The 24,640-nt window shown below is 64.6% G+C and carries 17 protein-coding genes and 1 pseudogene; 9 read left to right on the top strand and 9 right to left on the bottom strand.

All coding sequences use genetic code 11. From position 1 onward, the window contains the following. Positions 1-408: 408 nt before the first annotated feature. Positions 409-2,775 carry a discoidin domain-containing protein gene (locus tag ACIBI9_RS53965; RefSeq protein ID WP_397235239.1) on the top strand — a complete coding sequence of 789 codons (2,367 nt, stop codon included), beginning with the start codon at positions 409-411 and terminating at the stop codon, positions 2,773-2,775. 509 nt (positions 2,776-3,284) lie between these two features. On the opposite strand, the gene ACIBI9_RS53960 is transcribed toward ACIBI9_RS53965, so the two are convergent. Continuing rightward, on the bottom strand, positions 3,285-4,166 hold the full coding sequence (locus tag ACIBI9_RS53960) for a helix-turn-helix transcriptional regulator (RefSeq protein WP_397235238.1): 882 nt from the start codon (positions 4,164-4,166) through the stop codon (positions 3,285-3,287). 54 nt (positions 4,167-4,220) lie between these two features. Here ACIBI9_RS53960 and ACIBI9_RS53955 point away from each other — a divergent pair, with 54 nt between their 5' ends. Next, positions 4,221-6,008 carry a beta-galactosidase family protein gene (locus ACIBI9_RS53955; RefSeq protein WP_397235237.1) on the top strand — a complete coding sequence of 596 codons (1,788 nt, stop codon included), beginning with the start codon at positions 4,221-4,223 and terminating at the stop codon, positions 6,006-6,008. Between the two features lie 28 nt (positions 6,009-6,036). Here ACIBI9_RS53955 and ACIBI9_RS53950 read toward each other — a convergent pair. The 4 genes and pseudogenes from ACIBI9_RS53950 to ACIBI9_RS53935 all read right to left on the bottom strand — a co-directional run. Further along, positions 6,037-6,198: pseudogene (locus tag ACIBI9_RS53950) on the bottom strand (IS5/IS1182 family transposase); the annotation flags it as partial. A gap of 234 nt (positions 6,199-6,432) precedes the next feature. After that, a complete protein-coding gene (locus tag ACIBI9_RS53945; RefSeq protein ID WP_397235236.1) occupies positions 6,433-6,561 on the bottom strand; it encodes a hypothetical protein in 129 nt (42 codons plus the stop codon). 185 nt (positions 6,562-6,746) lie between these two features. Beyond that, the gene (locus ACIBI9_RS53940) at positions 6,747-11,594 is read right to left on the bottom strand and encodes a discoidin domain-containing protein (RefSeq protein ID WP_397235235.1); all 4,848 of its coding nucleotides are present in this window, start codon (positions 11,592-11,594) and stop codon (positions 6,747-6,749) included. A gap of 788 nt (positions 11,595-12,382) precedes the next feature. Next, on the bottom strand, positions 12,383-12,667 hold the full coding sequence (locus tag ACIBI9_RS53935; protein ID WP_397235234.1) for a hypothetical protein: 285 nt from the start codon (positions 12,665-12,667) through the stop codon (positions 12,383-12,385). 1,049 nt (positions 12,668-13,716) lie between these two features. Here ACIBI9_RS53935 and ACIBI9_RS53930 point away from each other — a divergent pair. The 3 genes from ACIBI9_RS53930 to ACIBI9_RS53920 all read left to right on the top strand — a co-directional run bounded on the left by ACIBI9_RS53930 (position 13,717) and on the right by ACIBI9_RS53920 (position 16,966). After that, positions 13,717-15,030, top strand: a complete 1,314-nt coding sequence (locus tag ACIBI9_RS53930) for an ABC transporter substrate-binding protein (protein WP_397235233.1) — start codon at positions 13,717-13,719, stop codon at positions 15,028-15,030. A gap of 98 nt (positions 15,031-15,128) precedes the next feature. Continuing rightward, positions 15,129-16,085, top strand: a complete 957-nt coding sequence (locus tag ACIBI9_RS53925; protein WP_397235232.1) for a carbohydrate ABC transporter permease — start codon at positions 15,129-15,131, stop codon at positions 16,083-16,085. Beyond that, the gene (locus tag ACIBI9_RS53920; protein ID WP_397235231.1) at positions 16,082-16,966 is read left to right on the top strand and encodes a carbohydrate ABC transporter permease; all 885 of its coding nucleotides are present in this window, start codon (positions 16,082-16,084) and stop codon (positions 16,964-16,966) included. Before ACIBI9_RS53925 ends, ACIBI9_RS53920 begins: the two co-directional genes overlap by 4 nt. Positions 16,967-17,091: 125 nt before the next feature. Here the strand turns inward: ACIBI9_RS53920 and ACIBI9_RS53915 are convergent, their stop codons facing one another. The 4 genes from ACIBI9_RS53915 to ACIBI9_RS53900 form a co-directional block, all read right to left on the bottom strand. Continuing rightward, complete coding sequence (locus ACIBI9_RS53915; RefSeq protein WP_397235230.1) at positions 17,092-17,289, bottom strand: glycoside hydrolase domain-containing protein; 198 nt, start codon at positions 17,287-17,289, stop codon at positions 17,092-17,094. Further along, a complete protein-coding gene (locus ACIBI9_RS53910) occupies positions 17,261-17,731 on the bottom strand; it encodes a hypothetical protein (protein WP_397235245.1) in 471 nt (156 codons plus the stop codon). The genes ACIBI9_RS53915 and ACIBI9_RS53910 overlap by 29 nt, the downstream gene beginning before the upstream one ends. 157 nt (positions 17,732-17,888) lie before the next feature. Next, positions 17,889-18,944: an enolase C-terminal domain-like protein gene (locus ACIBI9_RS53905; RefSeq protein ID WP_397235229.1), complete on the bottom strand. Its 1,056-nt coding sequence runs from the start codon at positions 18,942-18,944 to the stop codon at positions 17,889-17,891. A 17-nt stretch (positions 18,945-18,961) separates the two neighbouring features. Continuing rightward, entirely contained in the window at positions 18,962-19,690 is a 729-nt protein-coding gene (locus ACIBI9_RS53900) for a FadR/GntR family transcriptional regulator (protein ID WP_397235228.1), read from the bottom strand. Positions 19,691-20,069: 379 nt separating this feature from the next. Between ACIBI9_RS53900 and ACIBI9_RS53895 the strand changes: the two genes are divergently transcribed. From ACIBI9_RS53895 to ACIBI9_RS53880, 4 genes are all read left to right on the top strand, one after another. Further along, the gene (locus tag ACIBI9_RS53895; RefSeq protein WP_397235227.1) at positions 20,070-21,365 is read left to right on the top strand and encodes an ABC transporter substrate-binding protein; all 1,296 of its coding nucleotides are present in this window, start codon (positions 20,070-20,072) and stop codon (positions 21,363-21,365) included. Continuing rightward, positions 21,365-22,324, top strand: coding sequence for a carbohydrate ABC transporter permease (locus ACIBI9_RS53890; protein ID WP_397235226.1), 960 nt, complete (start codon positions 21,365-21,367; stop codon positions 22,322-22,324). Before ACIBI9_RS53895 ends, ACIBI9_RS53890 begins: the two co-directional genes overlap by 1 nt. Further along, complete coding sequence (locus ACIBI9_RS53885) at positions 22,317-23,168, top strand: carbohydrate ABC transporter permease (RefSeq protein WP_397235225.1); 852 nt, start codon at positions 22,317-22,319, stop codon at positions 23,166-23,168. Before ACIBI9_RS53890 ends, ACIBI9_RS53885 begins: the two co-directional genes overlap by 8 nt. A gap of 69 nt (positions 23,169-23,237) precedes the next feature. After that, the gene (locus ACIBI9_RS53880; protein WP_397235224.1) at positions 23,238-24,434 is read left to right on the top strand and encodes a Gfo/Idh/MocA family protein; all 1,197 of its coding nucleotides are present in this window, start codon (positions 23,238-23,240) and stop codon (positions 24,432-24,434) included. Positions 24,435-24,640: the final 206 nt, after the last annotated feature.

Below are 24,640 nucleotides of genomic sequence, written 5' to 3'. Positions count from 1 at the left end.
GCGGCCCCACTCATCCGCTGGCTACTACGTCGTGTGACCTTTGCAGTTCCAGAGGGCGCGAACACGCGACACTTGATTACGCGAGGTCGCCAGTTCTGGACCCGGATCAGCGCGACCGCCTTGGCCTTGGTGCTCTGTTCACGTGTTGAGTGGCGAGGTGGATGATAGGTGCCCGATCCGCCGCCTTTACTTTGTAGATTTCATAGTACGCGGATGGCCAGGACCCGCATGTTCCTGGTTCAGGTCTGTCACAGATGCCCCTTCCTGGCCACTCGAGCCATCCGGTCTAGACAGCTGATTCTCTTTGTACGCGGCACCTTCTCACTTCCGTGGCTATCTGGTCTATACCGATGCTCGCAATTGATGTATAAGTCTTTCAATCCCTTTCATAGTTAGGCTGAAGTGCACATGAAACGACATGCACCTCAATTCCTCACAGGGATCGCGCTCGCACTCGCGTTATCCACCCCGCTCCTCGTGGTCCAGTCCGCGACGGCCACCGCCGCCGAAGGGAACAGTGTCAACGCCAGGCCGGATGTCGTGCCTGCCCTCCAGCAATGGGAGGGAGGCACGGGCTCGTTCGAGTTGCGCAAGCACAGCCGGATCGTGCTCGCCAAGAAGCAGGTCAAGGAACTCGACGAACAGGGGACGCAGCTCTCTGCCGAGATCGAGCAGGTGACAGGGCGGAAGCTGCATGTCTCACCTCGGACCCCGCAGGACGGCGACATCGTCCTGTCGATCGATCCCGCTCTGGCCGACCCCGGCGGCGACGCCCGATTCGCCGAAGAGGGCTACACGCTTACCGTTACCGATCACAACGTGACGATCGCCGCCCCGACCGCGACGGGCGTCTACTACGGCACGCGAAGCCTCCTGCAGATCCTGCTGCTCGACGACGGCCGCGATTCACTCCCCGTCGGCAGAGCCGTGGACTGGCCCAACTACAAGGTACGCGGCTTCATGCTGGACGTCGGACGACGCTTCTTCACCGCCGACTACATCCGCGACTACTTGCGGCTGATGGGCTGGTTCAAACTCAACCAGCTGCAGTTGCACCTGAACGACAACGGTTTCAAGGGCAACAAACCCTCCTGGAGCCAAGTCCAGGCCGGCTTCCGGCTCAAGACTGACAACCCCGAACTGGCCGGGCTGGCCTCCGGGGACGGGGCCTACGACCGCGCGGACTGGGAGTCCTTCGAAGACACCGCCGCCGCGAACGCCGTCACGATCATCCCCGAGATCGACGCACCCGCCCACTCGCTGGCCTTCATCCGGTTCCGGCCGTCGCTCGGCCTCAACAACGGCGAGTCCGATCACCTGGATCTGTCCAAGCCGGAGACCACCGCTTTCATGAAGTCGGTCTTCGACGAGTTCATACCCTGGTTCCGCAGCCCTGACGTGCACTTCGGCGCCGACGAGTACACGGTCGACAAGCCTCGCTACAAGGTCTACTTCAACGAGATGGCCGCCCACATCCGCGCTCTTGGCAAGCAGCCGCGGGCCTGGGGCAGCCTGTCGGTCATGGCGACCAACTCCGACGGTTACGACCGCAACGTCACCATGAACAGCTGGAACAACGGCTGGTACGGACCACAGGCGCTCAAGCGGGACGGGTACTCCTTCATCAACACCAATGACGCCCTGCTCTACATCGTTCCGTTCGCGGGTTATTACCACGGCCACGGGCTGGACGGAAAGTACCTCTACGACCAGTGGGAGCCGCACGTGTTCCCCGGCGGCCAGAGCGTGGCCCCTGGTGACCCCCAACTGCTCGGGGCCATGTCGGCGGTGTGGAACGACCTGACCGAGGCCACCTACACGGAGCTGGATGTGCACGGGCTGGTCGAGCCCACCTTCGGGGTGCTGGCGCAGAAGATGTGGAGCGGGGCCAAGTCCGGCGTGCCCTACAGCGCCTTTCTCGACACGGTGCGCAAGCTCGGCGTGGGCCCCGGTCTGATGAAGGTCGCAACGACGCTGGCCGCGTCGGCGTCGGGGGAGGTGAGCCTGGGCAAGGAGGCGACCGCCTCCGGCGGCGAGGCGGCCGCGGCGTTCGACGGGGTCCGTACCACGAAGTGGGCCAGCGGTCCGGGAGACGATGCCTGGCTGCAGGTCGACCTCGGCAAGCCGTTCGCGATCAGCGAGGTCGAGCTGGACTGGGCGCTCGCGTACGGCCGCGACTACGAGATCCAAGTGTCCAGAGACGGCGAGAACTGGACCACAGCCGCTCGCCGCACGGGCCGCGAAACAGCCGGAACCGACCTCCTCACCTTCGAACCGCTCACCGCACGACACGTACGGCTTCTCGGTACCCGGGCGGGTAGGAGGCACAACGGATACGCCCTATGGAGCATGCGTGTCTTAGAGATACCGGACCTGGCGCTGCACCGGCCGACGACAGCGTCCTCCTCAGAGGTGCTGAGCCTGGCGCCGGAGAACGCCACCGACGGGGACCCCAAGACCAGATGGGCCAGCGCCTACCGCGACGGCGAATGGATCCAGGTCGACCTCGGCTCACCTCAGTCCGTCCAGCGCGTCCTGCTCGACTGGGAGACGGCCTCTGGCCGCGACTACGACATCCAGGTCTCCGACGACGCCGCGTCCTGGAAGACAGTCCTCTCGGTACGGGACAAACCGCAGGGCGCCCGCGTGGACGAACTCGTCTTCGCGCCGGTGACTGCCCGATACGTTCGGATACAGGGCATCAAGCGGAGCTCTTCCTTCGGCTACTCGCTCTTCAGATTCGAGGTCCGTTCCTTGAGCCCCTGGGCGGACTGAAGCGCACCTGCAGCCGATGCTGCATCAACCAGCCCAGCGTGTCGAGTCGGCTTGGGGCGCGGTCAGGTCTCTCTGAGCCTGACTCCCAAGCCGCTCGCCGAACAATCCACCGCCAGCACGACTGTTGACCATCTGGACAGCGATCCCCGCGCCCGGCGCCATGCCGGATCACGGAATTGTCCCAGCCGCCGTCGCCCCAGGTCGTCGCGATGGTCGGATGTTCAACGGCGACCGTGTCCGACAACCCCTGCCTCCAGCGGCGTCCTGCACGGACACCGCGGTCACCAAGACTGCCGGCAGCAGGCCTGGCGTATCCGTGGCCACGTGCCGCTTCCGGCTTTTGATCTTTTGCCGGCATCGATGCCCTGACCGCATTCACCGACGTTGCCGGAGGTCTTCACGCTCCACGCGTCGATGATGGCTGCGGCAGGTACCGCAGCGTGTCCCCTGATTATCCGGACCTGCTCACGCAGTTCCACGAGAGCCAGGCCGGATCCCACCGCCGCGTATCAGCGACCCGCCGGTCCCCAGGACCGCTGCTCCCTGAACACGCTGGGCGCGACTCCTACCCGTCGAGTGAACAGGCGGGTGAAGTATCCGGGATCGTCATACCCCACTCGGCGGGCTACAGCGGCCACTCCGAGATCGGTAGAAGCCAGCAGTTCCTTGGCCTGATTGAGCCGGATTCGCAGCAAGTACTCCTTCGGGCTGCACCCGGCGCTGCGCCGTACGGCGTCACGCAGCTCGGCGACCCTCATGGACAGCCTGCGGGCGTGCTCGGGCACAGACAGCGGCAGACAGGCGTCCCTCGCCAGGCTCTGCAGTACGGGGTTGCCGTGTGGGTCGTAGTCGGCGCGGCTGCGGTGCAGGGTCACCAGCAGCTCATGCACGGCCGCGGACGCTTCCACCTCCATGTGAGGGCCGCCCCGGTGACAGGCCGCAGCCATCTTCTTGACGACCAGGTGGGCGGGCTCCGCCGATGACAGCGGAACGACGGGATTGTCCGGATCGAAGTAGCCGAGCTCATCGTAGACGGCGACGGCGGGCCCGGAGAAGTCGGCGAACGCCTCCGACCAGCCCTGCTCGTAGGGGCCGTAGTTGTGCTCGATGCCCGAGAGCAGCCACAGCAGTACAGGCGCGGCGACGTCCACCGGTTGTCGGCCTCCCCAGGAGAACCAACCCCGGCCCGACAAGACGATCAGGGCGACATGATGATCGAGTGTGCGGGGGCCGACGACGGGTAGCCGACCCCTCTGGGTACCGACCGCGAGGCAGGCCAGTCCAAGCCGGCGATGGACGGGGCTGGGTGTGAGGTAGTACCACCAGCGGTCCCAAGGCTCCTGGCCCTCCACCCGTTCGACGGATCCAACAGGACGCGGCGAATTGTCCATGGCCCTCCAATCCCACCCCCGGCAAGCTCATCGTCGGGATCGTAGTGAGGCCGGATGACGATCCCATCACGTGCGAAGGGATCGTCGATGGGTAGTTTCACGATCGAAGAGGGCGAATTCCGCCTTAACGGCGCAGAATTTCGCCTGCTTTCAGGCGCCATGCACTATTTCCGGGTGCATCCGGACCAGTGGTCGCACCGGCTGGCGATGATACGCGCGATGGGTCTCAACACTGTGGAGACCTACGTCCCGTGGAACCTGCACGAGTCGCGGCCGGGGCAGTATCGGCGACTGGACGAGCTGGAGCGCTTCCTGGAGGCGGCCTCACGGGCGGACCTCCACGCCATCGTCCGGCCCGGACCGTACATCTGCGCGGAGTGGGACAATGGCGGCCTGCCGTCCTGGGTGACCGGCCATCTCAGGACGAGCGACCCAACGTTCCTCGCCCACGTCGACCGGTGGTTCACGGTCATTCTCCCCCGCATCGCCGCGCACCAGATCACCCGGGGCGGCAACGTGCTGATGGTACAGGTGGAGAACGAGTACGGCTCGTACGGCACGGACGCCACCTACTTGCGGCACCTCGCCGACATGATGCGTTCAGTCGGGATCGACGTCCCGCTGTTCACCGCGGACGGGCCGGAGGACTACACGCTGACTGGCGGCTCCTTGCAGGGCGTACTGGCGACCGCCACGTTCGGCTCCGATCCGTCGAAGGCGATCAGCGCCTTGCGGCGGTACCGGCCGGATGACCCCGTGGTGTGCATGGAGTTGTGGGTCGGCTGGTTCGACCACTGGGGTCACAAGCATGTCGCCCGTGACGCGGCCGAGGCTGCCGCCGTGCTGGCGGATCTGCTGGAAGCGGGCGCGTCCGTCAACATCTACATGGCGCACGGAGGGACGAACTTCAGCACCTGGGCGGGCGCGAACCACGACCTGGAGACCGGCGCTTACCTTCCGACGGTCACCTCTTACGACTACGACGCTCCGATCAGTGAGAGCGGGGCGCCTACCGAGAAGTACTGGCTGTTCCGGGACGTCCTGACACGCTACAACCCCGCTCCGGAACCTCCTCCTGCGCCGCCCGTGCTTCCGGCGGCCACCCTGCGTCTGACGGAGTCGGCCGCCCTGTTGCCCGCACTGAAAAACTCGCTCGCGGAGCCGCCGGCCGTCTTCCCCGCACCCCCGGCGTTTGAGGATCTTGGACTGGATCACGGTCTGGTCCTCTACCGAGTGGAGGTCCCCGGGCCCCGCGGATCGTACCCGCTGATCGTGGACGGGCTGCACGACCGGGCTCATGTTTACGTGGACGGCCTGCACGTCGCCGCGCTCGACCGCGAGCACCAGTCGGTCGAGGTGTCGGGGCCGGCCACGGTCGAACTGCTGGTCGAGTCGCTCGGCCGGGTCAACTACGGCCCCCGTATGGGTGAGCGCAAGGGCATCACCGGCGGGATCAGGCACGAGCGGCAGTACCTTCATCACCAGGTGACGGCACAGGCCCTCCCGCTGGGCGACCTGCCGCTCGGCGGCACGGGCGTGATCCCGTTCGTCCCCGGCACGGCGACCGTCGCACCGGCCTTCTTCCGAGGCTTCGTCTCCGTGGACGACCCTGCCGACACATTCCTCGCGCTGCCGGGATGGGGCCACGGCTACGTCTGGGTCAACGGCTTCTGCCTGGGCCGCTACTGCTTGGCCGGGCCGCAGCGCACGCTCTACGTCCCTGGCCCGTTGCTGCGGACGGGCGACAATGAGTTCGTAGTGCTGGAATTGGACGATATCGGGGACCCTGTCATCGAGTTGCGCCCGGAGCCCGATCTCGGAGCGCACCGAAATGTCCCGTGACATCGTCGCAGCGCCTCTGAGGGTGGCATCCGCCCAGCCGGCTCGGCAGAGTCCGATGTTGATCAGGGTTCGGAGGATGATCGACGGTGAAGATCACGCGGTCGGAGACGGTGCGCCGGGCGATGCGCCGGCGCCCGTCCCGGCCGTCGGAGTCCCCGGCCGGTTCGACGTCTTGGCCGGCGACCAGAGCTGACGGGGCATCTGGCCATGCTCCTCTGAAGTCACAGAACACCCGGCGGGCTTCCTCGGCCGGTGTGTGAAGGTGGCGAACGCCCGCACCCCCAAAGCGTCCCGGAGCATGTATCCGTACGGCGGACGCCCACCGAGGAATTTGCCCTCCGTTTCCATGATCGCCGCCATCGCGGCCCGCATCCCGAATCTTGATCCGATTCCGCTCCAAGGGCACATTCGCCGATCTTCTCGGTTACCACGGGGTCCCCAACTCGTGCAGCCGCCCCGGCAAGGCGCCATCGTCGGCGGCCCAGGCGCGGATGATCTCCGCCAGCCGGTCGAAGAAGTCGATCGGCACGAACGTGATCAGCGCGGAGCTCACTGATCCACGGTTCGGTCACGGAGTGGCCCCGAGACGTCGGACGATGCCTCGGGGCCACTGGAGTCAGGCCGCCTTTACCGGTCAGGGTTTCCGATGATTCCCCGGTACCGACCCGGCCCGAAGGTGGCCGCGCTCAGGACACCGTGAGTTCCTGGTTGGCGGCACATCGTTCCCATCGCTCACGATTACCGATCCACGACGTTGACGACAGCTGTCGCCTTGACAGACGTTCCCGCCACGGCGCCATGGACGGTGAACCATCCACTCTTGGCCACCATGTCCGAGGTAACCGGTTCCCAGGTCACATTGACGGATCCGGTCGAGCCGTCACTGTGAACGGCCTCGGCCTGCGCAGGCAGCGTTGGAAGCTCGCCGACTGTCGTATCGACGGCGACCGGTCTGAAATCTACGATGGTCTTCGGTTTCTGCACCTCGAACACGCCGAACTCGGCCAATCCGCACTCCGCGTCGCTCGGATTGTTGTAGGTGTTGTCAGGATCGATGGTGAACTTCACCCAGCCTGTCTTGACCGGAGTATCGAATGTCACGACGTTGTCCGGCTGACCGTCCCACTGGATCCCGGTCACCTTCTTGCTGCCACCATCCCATTCCAACACGCCTTCCACAATCTGGTTGACGGCGGCGCCGCGGTCGACCAGGGTGATGCGGTTGATCTCCACCAGGGACGGGAACTGAAGTTTGATCCACGGGTTGTGGTCCGCCTGCTTCGCCGCCCAGGACGTCGTCTTGTTCCCGTCCGTCGCCTTCGATCCCAGATAGCGGTCGTCCTGGTTGTTGCCATCCGGGACACCGTTTCGGTCGCGAACCGAGGACACCGTGACCGTGGCCGAGCCCGCGATGTTGTCGCCTTGCGCCGTAATCGTCTGCGGGTTCGACTCGGCAGCCACACCGTCCAGCGTCACGACTGCCTTTGAGGTCGCCTGGAACCCGCTGGCGATTGGTTGTTTCAGCACGATGGCGTTGCTGCCCGGTACGACTGCCAGTCTGTTGTCGCTGAACACGTACTCGGTCTTCGCCTTCGACAGGTTCGCCTTCTCACCCGTGTTCAGAGTTCCCTCGATCGCGCCGACGACCGGTTCGTTCACCCTGATGGTGCTGTCGCTCAGTGCAAGCTTCACCTGCTTCAGGAAAGCGGGGAACGATATGCGTCCGTCCGCATCAACGTCGACGTAGATGTAGTCGTCGGCCCGGTAGCCGGCCAGCTTCGCGGTGACGTTGATCCGTGCCCTTCCTGCCCCGCCCGACGACAGGACCTTGTCCGCGCCGACGGCCACCACGGACGGGTGGTCGCTGGTGATCGCGACCTCCGCCCCTCTCAGGTCGACAGGCGCACCGAGGAGGGAGTAACCCTTGACATCGATCGTTGCCGTCTGGCTGTCCGCACCGGCCTTGGGTTGCAGCTCGAGACTGCCCAGGGCGGTCAGATCTCGCAGCGAGAACACCCGGACTTCCAACACATCGATCGGACTGCCGTCCTGGCCACCGCCCGGGAAGGAAACTCTCACATAGCGTGCGTGCACGCTGGGCCGGCCAGGATCGACCGGATAGTTGTAGTACAGGCCTTCCTGTTCCCACGCGTACAACGTCGTGTCGCTCCGCGGAACCGCCAGTGTGTTCCTCGATGTCGGCAGCCCGGCGCCGGAAACCGTATTCGTCTCGTTGCCGGCGGTCCACTGCGAGCCGTCGACGCTGTACTCGATCTTCACTTTCTTCGGCACGTTGTAGTACGTGACGTTGTCGGCATTCGGCATGTGGTGGTTGAAGAAGATGTTGACCCGCGAGAGGTCCTGCATCTTGCCCAGATCGTAGGTGATGCTCGAATTCTCGTCGCCCGCCGGTGCCGACCACTTCGCGAGATTGCCGCCGGTCGTGTCGTTGATCATTCCGTCGGACAGCAGCCTGGCGTGCCCGCTGTCGGTCGTCACCTTCGGCGTCATCCCGGACACCACGTTCGCGTCCGGAAGCAGCGTGATGTAGTTCCGAGTCGAGGTATAGGTGTTCCCGTCCACCGTGACGTCTGCCCAGTAGCTGTACATCGTGGTGGTGGCAACCTTGCGGGTGAACCGCAGCGTGTTGCCTGTGACAATGAACGGTGACTGGTCGGCCGCCACCTCGGTGACCACGATCTTACCCGCGGAGTTGTCGCGCCTGCCGTCGACCGTCGCATAGTGGTACTTGACGTTCGAAGCCTCGAGAATATCGACTTCGCCGCCTTTTCGGCTGTAGCCCTTGAACGTCACTGGAATATCTCTGTCGGTGGCGAACTGTCCCCAGAACAGCGCGCCGTCAGTGAGCATGTTCACGCCGACAAGCGGAAGTGCGGCCGAGACAGCGCGGCCCCGCACTTTGACCGGGTAGGTGTCGGTCATGACCTGAGGACGGTTCACACCATCGTCGTAGGTCGCCGTCACGGTAATGGTGGCGGTACCGTCGCCGGTGGCCTTGACCAGGCCCGTTGCCGCTCCCACGGTAGCGACCCGCACATTGCTGCTCGTGAACTTGAGCTTGGCCGGTGCCAGGACGTTGGTGTAGTTGTTCATGTAACTCTCGGCCCGCAGTTGCAGGCTGTTTGCCGCAGTCTGGCTGCTGAAGAGCTTGACACTGGTCATCTTGTAGTTTCTGACCGGGCTCCCGGTCCGAATCTTGATGATGGTGTCAATGGGATCTGCCGTGACACTGGACGTGTCGATCGAGATGTAGTACTTGCCGTTCGATTTCTCTGTTGCGAAGGGCAGAGGGTTGCCCTTGTTCAGCCACTGGACCTGGCGCACCGGATAGTCGAAGGGGCCGATGTGGCTCATCCGCGATTGGCCGGCGAATCCGGCCTTCGGGACGCCCGCGATCTGGTTCTTGATCATGTGCATATAGACGTACTGGTCGCGGGACATGGCGTAGCCCCAGTCCGGCCCCTGCCCATGAGCGATCGCCTTCTGCGGGTCGGTGTACCAGCCGGGCTTCAGGGTGTAGTCCATGGTGTACGGCATCGTGCCGTACATCGACTCGCGAAGATCGGGTCCGCGCCCGTTGTCCATCCACTTCACGATCGAAGTCCGCATGTCCGACAGTTGCTGCGAGGAGATCGGCACCATCGAGAAGATGTTCGTGTTGTCCAGGTTGCTGCTCAGGTTGTCCATGCCGCGCGTCACGGTGATGGAGGAGTCGTAGTTCATGACATAGCCGTGGCCGTACTGGTTGATCAGTTCTTTCGTGGCTTCGATCCAGTTGTCACGTTCGTTCCCCTTGGCGTACTGCGTCCAGATGTCGAGTGCCGTCGTGTACGGGTCGTTCCATTCTTCATGCGCAACTTTTCTGGCTTGCGGCAGGACCCCGGCATGCCAGCCACCCTCGTTGTACGGTTCGCTGTTCCAGAACGGACGCTCGTGAAGAGTGATGTCCTGGTCGCCGGTCTGCGCGTTGGGGTTCGCATCGATCAGGACCCGATCGTTGTAGTTGCGCGCCGAGCTCCAGGCGACGTCGGGGTTGGAGTAGCTTTCGGGACCGCCATCGGCGAAGAGGTACCACGGGTTGTATCTAGCGACCAGACCTTGGATATCGCTTTCGAGGATCTCGGATCCTTCGTAGAGGGAAGACAGGTAGACGCCGAACTTCAACCCATACCGCTCGGCAGCTTGTTTGGCCTGCAGCACCCGGTCCTGGACGTGCCAGCTGCCGTCCGTGGCCTGGAACAGGGCGTTGTACTTGTACTGCTTGTTGGCGTTGTTCGGGGTCAGGTTGGCGTTCGGCGACGGCCAGTAGTAGATGGTGTTCTGCAGGCTCTCGGTCGAGAGCAGGGTCATGCCCATCTCTTTGGCTGTCTGTGCCCACTCGTCGTAGTTGAAGTTCGGGTCGTACAGGTTCGGCATCGTGCCGGTGGTGTGCGACAGAGCCGACATCTTGCCTTCGATGAACCAGTCGACCGGGTTCTTCTTGACCGTTATGGTGTACGGCTTCGTCGTCGTGGAACCGCGGGCATCGGTCACCTTCACGGTGAAGGTGTAGTCCTTCTGTGATGCGCTGTTGGCGCCGTCCGAGACCGTCCCGTCGATGTGGCCGTCCGGCGCCAGCGTCAGGCCGGAGGGCAACTGACCCTCGGCGAGTGACCAGGAGTAACCGGGACTCCCCCCGGCCGCCTGAAAGGCGAAGGGAGACGCCTGCGGAGCAATGCTCGACGTGTTTCGGTTGCCGTCGATCTTCGCCACCATGGCGACGTACGGGTTCTCGTCGTAGGCGTAAGGCAACGTGTTGGACGGGTAGTCGTTCGCCGGGACATCCGCGTTGCGCGCATCGAACGCATGCCGGTCGATGCCCAGCCCCTTGGTGACGATGGTGAGCTGATTGTTCGCCGCGTTCGGCCCGGCGACCGAGTATGTCAGCCCGGGAACGACGTTACCCGCGCCGTCGCAGAGCCTCGCGTAGAAACCCAGGAAGTTCTTGTTGGTGCCGGTGTTCTTGTGCTGGATCTCGATGAGAAGTTTGTTCCAGCCCTGGTTCAGCTGGATCGGATATCTCGTGCCTTCCTTGCTCACCCGAGTTGCGACGCGGTCCTGTTGCCCGGCCGGAGCGTCGTTGGCGAACAGCCGGTACAACCCCGATCCGCCCACCTGCCACTGCACAGTTCGCGCGACCGGACTGTAGACGTAGCTTGCGGCCACAACCCACTTGTTGGCTGTCGGCTGCCCCTGCTTGACGTCAAAATAGCCCATCAGGTCGTTGTAGTCGTCATAGTTCCGGTTGAAGATGCGATCGTCGAAGTACTGCCAGGTGGATGTTTCCTTGCTCGTCGGATCAACCAGGGACGCGTCCAGGGCGGGAACGACGGGGACAGAAGACTGCTCGGCTATTATCGGATTGGTGTACGGACCGGACACCGCCCATTGATTCAGGTACGGCGCGGTGCCATTCGTCTGAGCCGCACGGGCCTGCGGTCCAGTGAGAACGCTGCCCGCCACCGCAAATGCGAGCACAGTCGCAGTTGCGACGACGCCGGACTGGAACTTTCGTAATCTCTTCACGCTACCTCCTTGCATTTGTCGAGATAACTGATGCCCGACCGCTGGGCACCGGCGAAGACGGCGAGCCCGATGACTTGCCATGACATCGACGCCGACACCGCGCGGTCGTCCTGTCCGAAACGAGGTTGCCGGACGAAATCGCCGAGGAAGCATGCCGCCAGTTGTCGGACCCGGCAGCGATCGAAGCCGCGTGGACGAGGAGGTCATCACGGTCAGATGTCATGACCGCGATGACCTCCCGTCCCGCTACCTACCGTTGACAGCTACCTCGAGCAGGTCGATCGTCGAGCGGTTCGCGTCGCCGTTGAACGGCGACCTGACGTACCGGGTCTTGGCGTTCAGTAGGCACTGGCTGGGGAACCCGGTGGGCGGTCCCCGTGGGACCGTTGATCGAGCTGGCGTCGTGCTCGCTGGTCTGGATCTCGATCGTCTGGGCCGTGTTGACTGATCGAGGGAGTTGGCGCGTAGGGCAGCCCGTCGTTCAGGGAAAACGTGCCGTACGCCTCCTTCCCAGCAGCGACTCTCACCTTCAAGGTGCCCCGCTCATTGACGCGCTGGGCTGGGATCGTTGTCGCTCATCCACCGCTTCCGGTAGACCGGACTCACCGCCGGCCGTTGTCTCCGATGCCTGGGGAGCGCAATTGCCCAGTTCTCCCGCCTCGCGTCCCCGGCCACCTTGCTGCGTATGCGCCTTCGCGCTGAAGACGCCAAGAAGCAGCGACGCGACGCCGCCACAACACCTAAGATCCTTCCCATTTGTTCTAGAATCTCTCTGCCTCGGGGGGTTGTCAGGCTTTGAGGCTTCCTGCCGCCAGTCCCGAACGCCAGTACCGTTGGAGGACGACGAAGGCGATGACGAGGGGAAGAACCGAGATCGGCGAACCGGTGACCACGATGTCGTACCAGGGTTGATCCCGGAGCTGGCTGTTCCAGAAGTGGAGTCCGAGCGTCAGCGGCCAGAGCTGGTCATCGGCAAGCAACATCAGCGCCAAGAAGTTGTTCCAGATGTTGACGAACTGGATGACCGGAGCAGGCGACATCGACCGCAGCGCGACGGTGAAGAAGATGCGCACGTCGCCCGCGCAGTCTCTCCGTACGGCGTCGCTCAGCTCCCCGGGTACGGAGGACGTCGCGTACACCCGGGTGAGATAGGCCCCGAACGGGGTTACGACGCTCGAGGATCAGCACCGACCCGTACGTGTTGACGACACCCGTGGACGAAGCCAGCAGATACAGGACCGCCGCCAGGGCCGCCGTCACACCTCATGATCTGATCATCTGCACTCCTGATGTTGGCCTGCGGGGGAGACAGGGCAACTTGGATCAGCTTCATTTCTGATCTCACCCAGCGGGAGCCTGCGCCCAAGGAGGACCACGTTCACGCAGACGGCCGTGCTCGATCTCGCTCAGCCCTGAGTATGTCTCGCCACCAGGATGGAGTCAATAGATCTGTACTATTAACACCATGTCTCGCAATAAAGCTGAAACATTCGGAGCCGATGTCGAGGTGATGGGGGCATGATGGTCGACCTCCGGGCGCAAGGCGGCCTCCGATCTGACCTCGGGTAGAGGTGGGTGGGATGCCACGCGAGCGGATCGGTGTGCCCGTGGAACGGGGCGCGCAGCGGATACTGCTGGCTGGTGGGCAAGCCGCTGAGCCGCGGCCGAGGCTGTAACGGGACGGGATGAATCACTCGATCGGGCCCAGCAACCCCAAGCAGGTACGTCCGAAGCTGCCTGCGCGGCTCCACCTGCCTCAACTGGCCCGCCACCGCTCGAACAGCGAATCCAACCCGGACAGCCACTTCTGGAGATCGCCAGCAAGTGTCGGATTATTAGTCCAAGGAAATCTCCCATAAGTCCAATTCATAAGGTTGACCATGTTCGCCGCCCACTCCACACTGAGCACACCGCGCCGAAGTGCCCCATCTGCCGCATACACGGGTGTAAGCATCAGGCTGCGCGGGGAGGCGCGAGCTCGTCGCCCGTGGCGGACGGCATCGTGTCGGTCAGCGGCCCGCGTGCAACCCACCGTCGGTCCGCGCATGCGGGTGGACGACGGTGACACCCCAGGCGAAGCACTCAGGCGGGTGCTCCCTTCATAGAACGCAGGAGGAATCCGATGACTCCACGATGGCCGGCGCGGGTCGGCATGACGCTGCTCGCGGTCGCGTCCCTGGCGGCGGCGAGCGCTTGTGGATCCGGCGGGCCGAGCTCGCGCCCCGACGGCGCCTCGAGCTCGGCGAGCCTGGACTTCTGGGGCTGGGCGCCCGGCTATGACCAGTCTGTCGCGCTCTGGAATCAGAGTCACCCCAACGTCAAGGTCAATTACAGCAAGGTGCCGTCGGGTGGCGGCGGCGGCTACGCCAAGATGCAGAACGCCGTGAAGGCAGGCAACGCACCGTGCCTCGCACAGGTGGGGAACGAGTCCTTGCCGACCTTCGTGGTGACAGATGCGCTTGAGGACATCTCCACCTACGCGAACGCCAGTAAGGATCAGTTCGTCGACTGGGCGTGGACACAGGCAGGCTTCGGGAACCGAGTCTTCGGGATCCCTGTCGACACCGGGCCGACGGCCTTGTTCTACCGCAAGGACCTTTTCACCAAGTACGGGCTGACCGTGCCGAAGACATGGGACGAGTTCGCGGCCACCGCGAAGAAGTTCCATGCCGCCGCCCCGGCCAACTTTCTGATCAACGCACCGGTGGACTCCTACGACCTGGCCGGCTACACCTGGCAGGCGGGCGGTCACTGGTTCGGCACCGCGAACGATCAGTGGCAGGTCACGATCGACAGTCCGGAGACGCACAAGGTCGGCCAGTACTGGCAGGGCCTGCTGGACGGCAAGCTGGTCAAGGCCGGCGTGACGCCGCTGGACACCGCATGGTTCAAGGAAGTCAAGGACGGACACATCGCGACAGTGATCACCGCGGTGTGGGCGGCACCGCTCATCGAGACAAACCTGCCGAGCCTGTCCGGAAAGTGGGCGGTCGCTCCGATGCCGCAGTGGACGGACGGGGAGCAGACTGCGGGCAACAACGGGGGATCCGTCACGGCCGTGCTCAAGGGTTGTAAGCACCCAAAGGAGGCGGCCGAGTTCGCGACCTGGTTCAGCACGAACGCCGGCAGCCTCAACAACCTGATCAAGAACACCGGGATCTACCCCGCTGCCAAAAGCGGGCTGGAGCTGCCGGGTGTCAACCAGCCATCGGCGTACTTCGGCGGCCAGAACATCTACGAGGTGTTCAGGACCGCGGCGCAGAACACCCCCACGAGCTGGACATGGGGGCCGACGATGACCCAAGTCGAGTCCGACTTCGTCGACGGGATGAAGCGCGCCGCGAACGGTGAGGGCACGATCTCCGACGCGGTCAAGACTGTCCAGGCCAAGACTCTGGCGGCACTGAGGAATCAGGGCTTGGCCGTGGCCGGCTGAGGCCGCATGTATGACAACGGCGCTGCTTCCCCACCGCCGTACCGGCGGGGTGGGGAGCAGCGCCGCCCGGTGGCTTCGACACTGACAAAGGACGATCTATGGCGATCACTTATCCCGATCATGATGTGACAAGCCCAGCAGAACGCGCGCCTCTCCTCCCGCGAAGACCCGCTGGAGGCCGGGCGCCGCGATCGGCGATGCTGTTCCTGCTGCCGTTCGGGGCGCTGTTCACATTGATGGTGCTCGCGCCGATCGGCTACGCCGTCTACGAAAGCTTCTTCGAGGTGCACCGCAGTGGATTGGGGTTGTCGCCGACGGTCGCCGAGTTCACCGGTGTGTCGAATTACGTGAAGGCGTTGCAGGACAGGGACTTCATGACCTCGATCCTGCGGGTGCTTCTCCTTGGTGTGGTACAGGTGCCGGTGATGCTGGGGCTTTCGCTGCTGCTCGCGTTGCTGCTCGACTCCCGATCTGCCCGGTTCAGGCGCACCTTCCGGATGATCTTTTTCCTGCCTTTCGCGATGCCGGGAGCGATCGCGGCGATCATGTGGTCATTTCTCTACATTCCGAGCGTCAGCCCATTTACGGCGGCTCTCAGAACCATCGGTCTCAACGTGGACTTCCTGTCCGGCGGGCTGGCACTGGTCTCGATCGGCAACATGATGACGTGGGGCTGGACCGGCTACAACATGCTCATCATCCACTCCGCGCTGCAGGCGATTCCGCGCGAGCTCTTCGAGGCGGCGGTCCTGGACGGGTGTTCCGGGTGGCGGCTGGCCTGGCATGTGAAGATCCCGCTCGTGCGGCCGGCTCTGATCCTGACCATGGTCTTCTCGATCATCGGCACCGCACAGCTCTACACCGAACCAGACATCCTCCGGCGAGTGGCGTCCACTGTCACCGCGACCTACACGCCCATCATGGCGAGCCAGTATTCGGCGAACATCAACAACTACAACTTCGCGGCGGCCCAAGCAGTGATCCTTGCGGTGCTCACCTTTGTGCTCTCGTTCGGTTTCCTGAAGTTCGTCCAGCGCAAGGGATTCGGCGCATGACCACCGCCGCGCACGCCACCGGCGCTCGCCCAGCGCACAAGCACACGGTAGGGGCACTGACGAGCCGTGCCGCGGTCCTCCTCGTGCTGACCCTTTTCGCGATCTACACCCTGGTCCCGCCATGGTGGCTGCTTGTGACCGCCACCAAGAACAAGGGTTACCTGTTCACCACCAATGGCCTGTGGTTCTCGCACTTCGACCTCTGGACGAACATCCACGAGGTCTTCCAGGAGCAGGACGGTGTCTTCCTCCGATGGATCCTCAACAGCGTCCTGTACAGCATCGGAGGTGCCGCCGTCGGCACCCTCGTGTCGGCGATGGCCGGCTACGCGCTGGCGAAGTACTCCTTTCGTGGCCGCGGTCTCGTCTTCAACATCGTGCTGGGCGCGGTGCTCGTGCCTGCGTCGATGTTCGCGCTTCCGCTGTATCTCATGTTCAGCGCGACCCACCTGGTCAACACCTACTGGGCCGTCTTCCTACCCAGTATCGTCAGCCCCTTCGGTGTCTACTTGTCCCGGGTCTACGCCGGGGCGGCTGTGCCTGACGAACTACTCGAAGCCGGACGAATCGACGGCGCAAGAGAAGCCGGTATTTTCTGGCGGATCTCGATGCCGATCATGTCGCCCGCGCTGGTGACCATCTTCCTGTTCCAGTTCGTCGGCATCTGGAACAACTACCTGCTCCCGGTGCTGATGCTCAGTGACGACCGGCTGCAGCCGATCACTGTCGGGCTGGCGAACTGGCGCGCGGAATTGAACAACGGCGTGCCCTACAGCCTCACGATCACCGGCTCACTCCTGTCGGTGATCCCTCTGCTGATCGCCTTCTTTGTGCTGCAACGGTACTGGCGTTCCGGTCTGACCGCCGGAAGCGTCAAGTGACACCATCGTTCGGTATGGCCCTGTCAGCGCACGTTCCGTGTGCTGACAGGGCCGTCACCTTCTGGCCGTCGTCCGGCTCGCCGTGGTCGACGGGCTGTGATGGCGATGAGGTGCCCCACCGCTCCTCAGGAGAGGCGGCCCCGGCGGTGATGAGGAGCGGCCGGCGGCCGTTTCCGTGGACCAGCGCGTGCGGGGAGACGGCGCCGACAGGAGCATCTCGGCCCGGCCGAGGGTCTGCGGGAACAGCCGGGGACGCCCAAGACGTACCAGGCTGACATCGTGCCGAGGTCGTCGTTACCAGGCAGCCCGCTCGGCCCGGTCATGTAGACCGTTCGCTCCCGCCATGGATGCGTCGAGGTTGGCCTGGGTGCCGGTGGCGCTGACGTAGGAGATGCCAACGCGTATCCGGACGGTGGGGTCGGCGGAGGTGTCGAAACCGATCCCACCGCCCGAGCCCCGGCCCGCCCGGTCGGCGCGGTGGCGTACCCCTCCCCCACCGGTCGCGTCCGTGCCGCCCGGAGTGCCGCCGCGTCCTCGCTTCCGTCGAGAGAATTGGACGTGCGGAACAGCAACTTGGCCAGCTTGTCCGAGGGGAAGGTGAACACGCTGATCCCCGCCCTCCGGGTAACCGCCGGCAGCTCCAGTGTTGCTTTGATCGCCGTTGGTGCTGGTAAGACTCCAGGCGATCATGCCGAACGGCAGGGCGGCTCCCGGCGGCGGTGTGGCGGCGAACATCAGCATGGTGGTGCCGAGCAGCGCCACCAAGCACCGGAACGATGGGTGCAAGACACGATGCACGCGCCCACATCCGCTCGCTCAGCGTCATGAACTCGCCTGTGGCCTCCGTCTCCACCGAGCGGATGCCAGGCAGTGGCCATCGCGCGGCCATGGCGGCTGATCCCGGGTGCCGTGGCGCCCATGGTCAGTACTGAACCGTGTCGTATCCGATACCGGGCGCGCTCGGGGCTCGCACCATCCCGTCGGGATCCACCGCCGCCTCGCGGACTACGGGATTGGTGAAGACGAGCGACTCGTAGTACGAGGTGTTGGGGATGGCCATGCACAGGTGCGCGTTGACGATGCCGGTCCCATGGACCTCCGCTCGAAGCTGGAAGCTCTCGGCCAGGTGGGCGATGCGCATGGCTCCGGTGATGCCGCCCTTGTACTGTGCGCTGGTTCGTACGCGGCTCGCCGCTCCAGCGTGGATGAAATCCGCGACGTTCATGTGCGCGCCGTCGGAGGTCTCGGCGACAAGGAGGGGGATGGCGACGCGTTCGGCGAGCCAGCGGTAGGCGGTCACGCTGAACTCCCGCATCGGTTCCTCGTACCAGACGTAGCCGGCCTCCGCCAGAGCATGCCCGACGTAGACGGCGTCAGCGAGGTCGAAGCCCGCCGAGCCGTCGTACATGAGGGGAACACCGTCGCCCACGTGCGCGCGGAGCTTCTGGCAAAGGTCCGCGTCCGCGCGGGCATCGCCCCAGGCGTGCAGCTTGATCGCGGTGTAGCCGGCCGCGAGGCACTGGTCGGCGACGTCGAGGTACTCCTCCACGCAGGAGAACGTCACGGTGCTGGCGTAGGCGGGGATGGCGTCGCGGTAGGTGCCGAGCAACTGGTGAACGGGCAGGTTCGCGGCCTTGCCCGCCAGATCCCACAGCGCGACGTCGACCAGCCCGAGGGCGTAAATCGGAAGTTCTTCGATCCGGTCAAGCTCCCACAGACGCTGCCACAACAGCTCGCGCCACAGCGGGTCGCGGCCGATCAGGTCGTCGCGGATGCGACGCCGCACCAGATCGGCCACGATGACTCCGCGCCGCGTGTGCGCCTCTCCGATCAGGCCGGCGTCGGTGTGGACCCGCAGGATGCCGCCAGTCACCGGCCCTTCCGACCCGGGGAGCCCGGCACGCCAGCGGAAGGGCGGCTGGGCGGGCAGCTCGACCAGATCCACGGTCACGTCAGTAATGCGCATGTCGTCCTTCATGTCGGGGCTGGTGCCGGTCAGGAGGAGGAGCCGTCGGAGGAGAACAGACGGTGGCGGATTTCGCGCTGGAACTGCTGCAGGGTGGTGTCGATGTGCTCGCAAATGCACTCCACGGCTCGCGACTCATCGCCTGCCGCGATGGCGGCGCTGATCGCCAGGTGCTGTTCCGCGGCCACTCTGAGGGATCCGCCGGCGACTCCAGCCAGCCCGATGACGCTGACCTGCCGTTGGAGCCGCTGCACCGACACGACGGTCTCGGAGAGGAAGATGTTGCCCGCCGCCGCGGCGATCGCCTTGTGAAACGTCTCGTCCGCGTGGACGAAGGCGTCCAGGTCATCGCTTTCCGCGGCGTCCGCCGACTGTTGTGCGGCATCGCGCAGAGCTTTCACCTGAGCGGGATTGGCTCGTTGTGAAGCCAGGCGCACCGTGGCCGTCTCGATGGTGCGGCGGAACTCGAACATCTCGTCGACCTGCTTAAGGTCGGCCGGCAGGAATTTCGAGAAGGACTTCTCCCACAGGGCGCCCTCCGGCTCGGAGATGTAGATGCCCCGGCCCTTCTGCACCGATACTCGCCCCAGCGCCGAAAGGATCTTCACGGCTTCCCTGACGATGGTCCGGCTCATCTGCACGGCTTCGGCCAGGTCTTTCTCCGTCGGCAGGCGGTCCCCCGGCTCGAGGCGTTCTCGTACGATGTATTCGAGGATGCGCTCCGCGGCGATCTCGTAACCGGGGCGATACCCTCCCATGTCCCCCTGCTCTCGTGGGACACGCGACCCCCGCTCGGGCTGGCTCAAATCTTCCTCCGGTGTGCTGTGCTGGCCGGCTCATGGTGTCACAGACGATTCTCGGCAGCCACACTCTCATCCTCAGATGCTTCCTATCTATCCCTTAGTGCCATGATCCTCAAATCAGATTTAGGGTCTTGACGCGACGAGCGTTCCCCTCCACACTCGTCACACCCGACATGACCTGCCGGGAGTGCCAACCCTGATCAGTAGAGCGTCTCATCGAGGCCGGTCCCGGGCCCGGCCCTCGGCCCCCGATCTCCAAGGCCTGAGGGTCGCACGTCCCAGCCAAGCCCTACAGAATCTGATCTATTTCGGACCATCGAACGGTAGAAGAGGCATGATGTGTTTTAAGTCGGGAACGCCTTCCGGGTGGAGGCGACACGGGACTCGTCTGGGGTCCTGGGTCGCGATCTCGGGTCTCCTGCTCGGTGTCGCGGCCTGCGGCACGGATGATCCGAGCGGCGGGAAGATAGAGCTCACCTACCGCATCTGGGACAAGAACCAGCAGCCGGCCATGCAGCAGATCGTCGACCGGTTCCAGGCGGCACACCCGAACATTCACGTCACCATCCAGCTCACCGCCAACCAGGAGTACTGGACGAAGCTCCAAGGTGACGCGACCGGCGGCAGTGCCCCGGATGTCTTCTGGATGAACGGCCCGCACGCCCAGCTCTACGCCTCCAACGGCATGCTGCTGCCGCTGTCGGACCAGCTCAAGGCCGACGGGGTGGACCTCGGCAACTACCCGTCTGCGCTGACCGCCATCTACAGCTACCAGGGTGAGCAGTACGGCATCCCCAAGGACTTCGACACCGTCGGCCTCTGGTACAACAAGAAGCTGTTCGACGCCGCCAAGCTCAAGTATCCGGACGACACCTGGACGTGGGAGACCGTCGCGGAGGCCGCGCGCAAGCTCACCGACGCGTCGAAGGGCGTCTACGGAATCCTGGCTCCGCCCTTCAACCAGGAGAACTTCTACAACACCGTCTTCCAGGCGGGCGGGTACGTCATCTCACCCGATGGGAGGTCCTCGGGCTACGACCAGCCGGCCACCATCTCGGGGCTGAAGTTCTGGACCGACCTGATGAAGGCGGGAGTGTCACCATCCGTGAAGTCGATGACCGACACCTACCCGGCCCAGCTGTTCGAGTCGGGCAAGTTCGGCATGTACTACGCCGGGTCGTGGAACGCGATCGAATTCGCGAAGAACGACAACATCAAGAACGACGTGGACGTGGCCGTCCTGCCACAGGGGGCCAGGCGGGCCGTGGTCATCCACGGTCTGGCCAACGTGGTGTACGGGAAGACGAAGCATCCCAAGGAGGCGACGCAGTTCGCCGAGTTCCTGGGGTCGAAGGAGGCGGCCGAGATCCAGGCGAAGACCGGTGCCGTGATTCCCGCCTTCAAGGGCACCCAGGAGGCCTGGGTCTCCTCGATGCACCAGTTCCACCTGCGCTCGTTCCTGGACGAACTCCCCTACGCGGTGCCGTTCCCGGCCTCGAAGAACACCGACGCCTGGATGACCAAGGAAGCCACGATCCTGGGGCCCGCCTGGTCGGGTGACAAGGACGTCGCGGCCGCTGCGAAAGAACTGGCGACGGTGATGAACACGGCGCTGCGCGAGGAACAGTGATGTCGGCTGCGAACAGCCTGGCCAGGCCGCGCCGGGTGTGGCGCTCCCCGAACCGCCGGCCTGGCCGCCGACCCGAGCAGATGTGGGCGTACCTCATGGTCGCTCCCATGACCATCGGCCTGTCGGTCTTCTACCTGTGGCCCATCGCTCAGACCTTCTACTACAGCTTCACCAAGTCCGGTCCGTTCGGTGGGCACGCCTGGATCGGCATGGCAAACTACCGCGCCCTGGTGGATGAGCCGTCGGTCTTCCAGTCCGTGGCCAACACCCTGTTCTACGCCGTCGTCCAGCTGGCGGGCATCCCGCTCGCGGTCCTGCTCGCCACCCTGCTGAACCAGCGCGGGCTACGGGGCCGCTCGATCTACCGGTTGGTGTACTTCCTCCCGGTCGTGACCATGCCCGTCGCCGTCGCGATGCTGTGGCGGTGGATGTACAACGGGGACTACGGCCTGATCAACCAGATGCTCTCCGTCCTGGGCGTACAAGGGCCCCACTGGGCCTCCGACCCGTCCGTGGCGCTGTACGCGATCGCCGCGATCGGCATCTGGATGGCCCTCGGCTACAACATGGTCATCTTCCTCGCCGGCCTCCAGGGCATCCCCACCATGTACTACGAGGCCGCCGCGATCGACGGCGCCGGCCCGGCCAGGATGTTCTTCCGCATCACCGTGCCGCTGCTCAGCCCGAGCATCTTCTTCGCGACGGTGCTCACAGTGATCAACTCGCTGCAGATGTTCGACCTCGCCTACATGATGATGAGCACGCCGGGCGCCGCAGCCGGAACCGCGAACCCGGCACTGCCCCAGGTCCGCACGGTCTCCTACCTCTTCTACCAGAAGGCCTTCGTCGAGCATGATCTCGGTTTCGGCGCCGCGGTCGCCTTCGTCCTCCTCGGGTTCATCCTCGCGATGACACTCATCCAGTTCCGGCTTCAGAAAAGGTGGGTGCACTATGCGTGACGGCGCGATGGCCGGCAGCCGTTCGACGCGCCGCAGGGGGACGGCCGCGACCCACCTCGTGCTCATCGCCGGCGCGGTCGTGATGGTCGGGCCTTTCATCTGGGAACTGCTCACGTCGCTGAAGACGTTCAGCGAGACCACGCACCTGCCGCTGACGTTCCTGCCGCACCGGTGGCAGTGGTCGAACTACGTCCGTGTGTTCGAGCAGCTGCCCTTCCGGCAGATGTTCCTCAACACGGTACTCATGGCCGCAGGCCGGACCTTTGCTCAGCTCGTGTTCTGTTCCCTGGCGGCCTACGCGTTCGCCCGGATGCGGTTCCGCGGCAACAACCTGCTGTTCGGCCTTTTCCTGTCAGTGCTGATGGTGCCGAGCCAGCTTTTCCTCATTCCGCAGTACGTCATCATCCAGGACCTCGGCTGGGTGAACACCCTGCAGGGCCTGATTGTGCCTGGGATGTTCAGTGCGTTCGGCACCTTCCTGCTCCGGCAGTTCTTCCTCGCGTTGCCGCACGACATCGAGGAGGCGGCCCGCCTCGACGGAGCCAACGCGTTCCAGATCTTCCTGCGTATCGCGCTCCCTCTGGCCAAACCGGGTCTGCTGGCTCTGACGATTCTCACGGTGCTGTGGTCGTGGAACGATCTGATGTATCCGCTCGTCGTCACCACCGACCCGAGCGCGATGCCGCTGTCGGCCGGCCTGGCGACTCTGCAAGGTGAGCACTTCACCGACTACTCGCTGCTGATGGCGGGCTCGATCATGGCGACCGCACCGATGATCGTCGCCTTCATCATCCTGCAGCGGCACTTCATCCAGGGCATCGCGTTCACCGGTGCCAAGGGCTAGACGTCCAAGCGTCGATCGACCTCGAACACTCACACGACCACTCCTGATCGATGATCGGAAGGACCTGGCATGGATGACCTCAGGCTTGGTGTGATCGGCCTTGGCGTGCGCAGCAGCCTCGCCGAGCTCGCCCACCGGCCCGGGAAGGGATCGCGGCTGGTCGCCTGCTGCGACCGTGATCCCCGGATGCTGTCCGGGGTCCGGGAACGCTTCGGACCTGACCTGATCACGGTGACCGACCATCGTGAGCTTCTCGATGCCGACCTCGACGGGGTGTTCGTGCTGACGCCCGACCACACCCACGAGCCCATCGGCTTGGACTTCCTCCAGGCGGGGATCCCGGTGTTCCTGGAGAAACCGCTTGCGATCACCACGGAGGGCTGTGACCGTCTCCTGGCCGCGGCGCGGGCGTACTCCACGCGGCTCTACGTCGGGCACAACATGCGGCACATGCCCGTCGTCATGGCTATGCGCAAGCTGATCGACGATGGGGTCATCGGGCAGGTCAAGGCCATCTGGTGCCGACACTTCGTCGGACACGGCGGCGACTTCTACTTCAAGGACTGGCATGCCGACCGACGCAACACCACCGGCCTGCTGCTTCAGAAGGGCGCACACGACATCGACGTCATCCACTGGCTCGGTGGGGGGTACACCAGACGGGTGAACGCCTTGGGAGGTCTGCTCCTCTACGGCGACATCGCCTCACGCCGGGACCGGGCCGGTGAGCGTATGACGGACTGGCTGTCTTCCGAGGACAACTGGCCACCCCTCAGCCAGCGCGACCTGAACCCGGTCGTCGATGTCGAGGATCTCAGCATGGTGAACATGCGCTTGGACAACGGGGTGTACGCCAGTTACGAGCAGTGCCACTTCACGCCCGACTACTGGCGTAACTACACGGTCATCGGGACCGAGGGGCGGCTGGAGAACTTCGGGGACGCCGAAGGCGCGGTCGTCAAGGTCTGGAACCGCCGCTCGGACTATCGTGCGGACGCCGACCTCACCGTATCCATCGAGACACCAGAAGGCACCCACGGGGGTGCTGACCCCCACCTGGTGGCGGAGTTCCTGCGATTTATCAGTGAAGGCACCTCCACCGTCACTTCCCCGGTCGCGGCCCGTGAGGCGGTGGCGGCGGGATACGCCGCCACCGCCTCCCTGCGGGAGGACGGCCAGGCGCTCGACGTCCCGCCAACCGATCCCCAGATCGCCGCCTACTTCGCAAACGGCCAACGCGAAATCCATCCGCCGGGGCGCGCCTGACGACAAGGACGGTAGGGCCGCCTGAGCTCGGCCGGCCCTCTTCCCGCGCGTCCGCAAGCGCCTTTCCCGAATCAATGCTTCGCGCCGGAAACCGAACACTTGACAGCGCTCTTTCACGTCAGCCTCATCGTCATCATCGCCAGCCGGCCACCAGAATGGTCCGGACAGGATGCTGCAACCCCCAACGCCCCCGGCATCGGATACGA

The sequence above is a fragment of the Nonomuraea sp. NPDC050451 genome, assembly GCF_044458585.1.
This window is presented reverse-complemented; position numbering and strand designations above follow the sequence as displayed.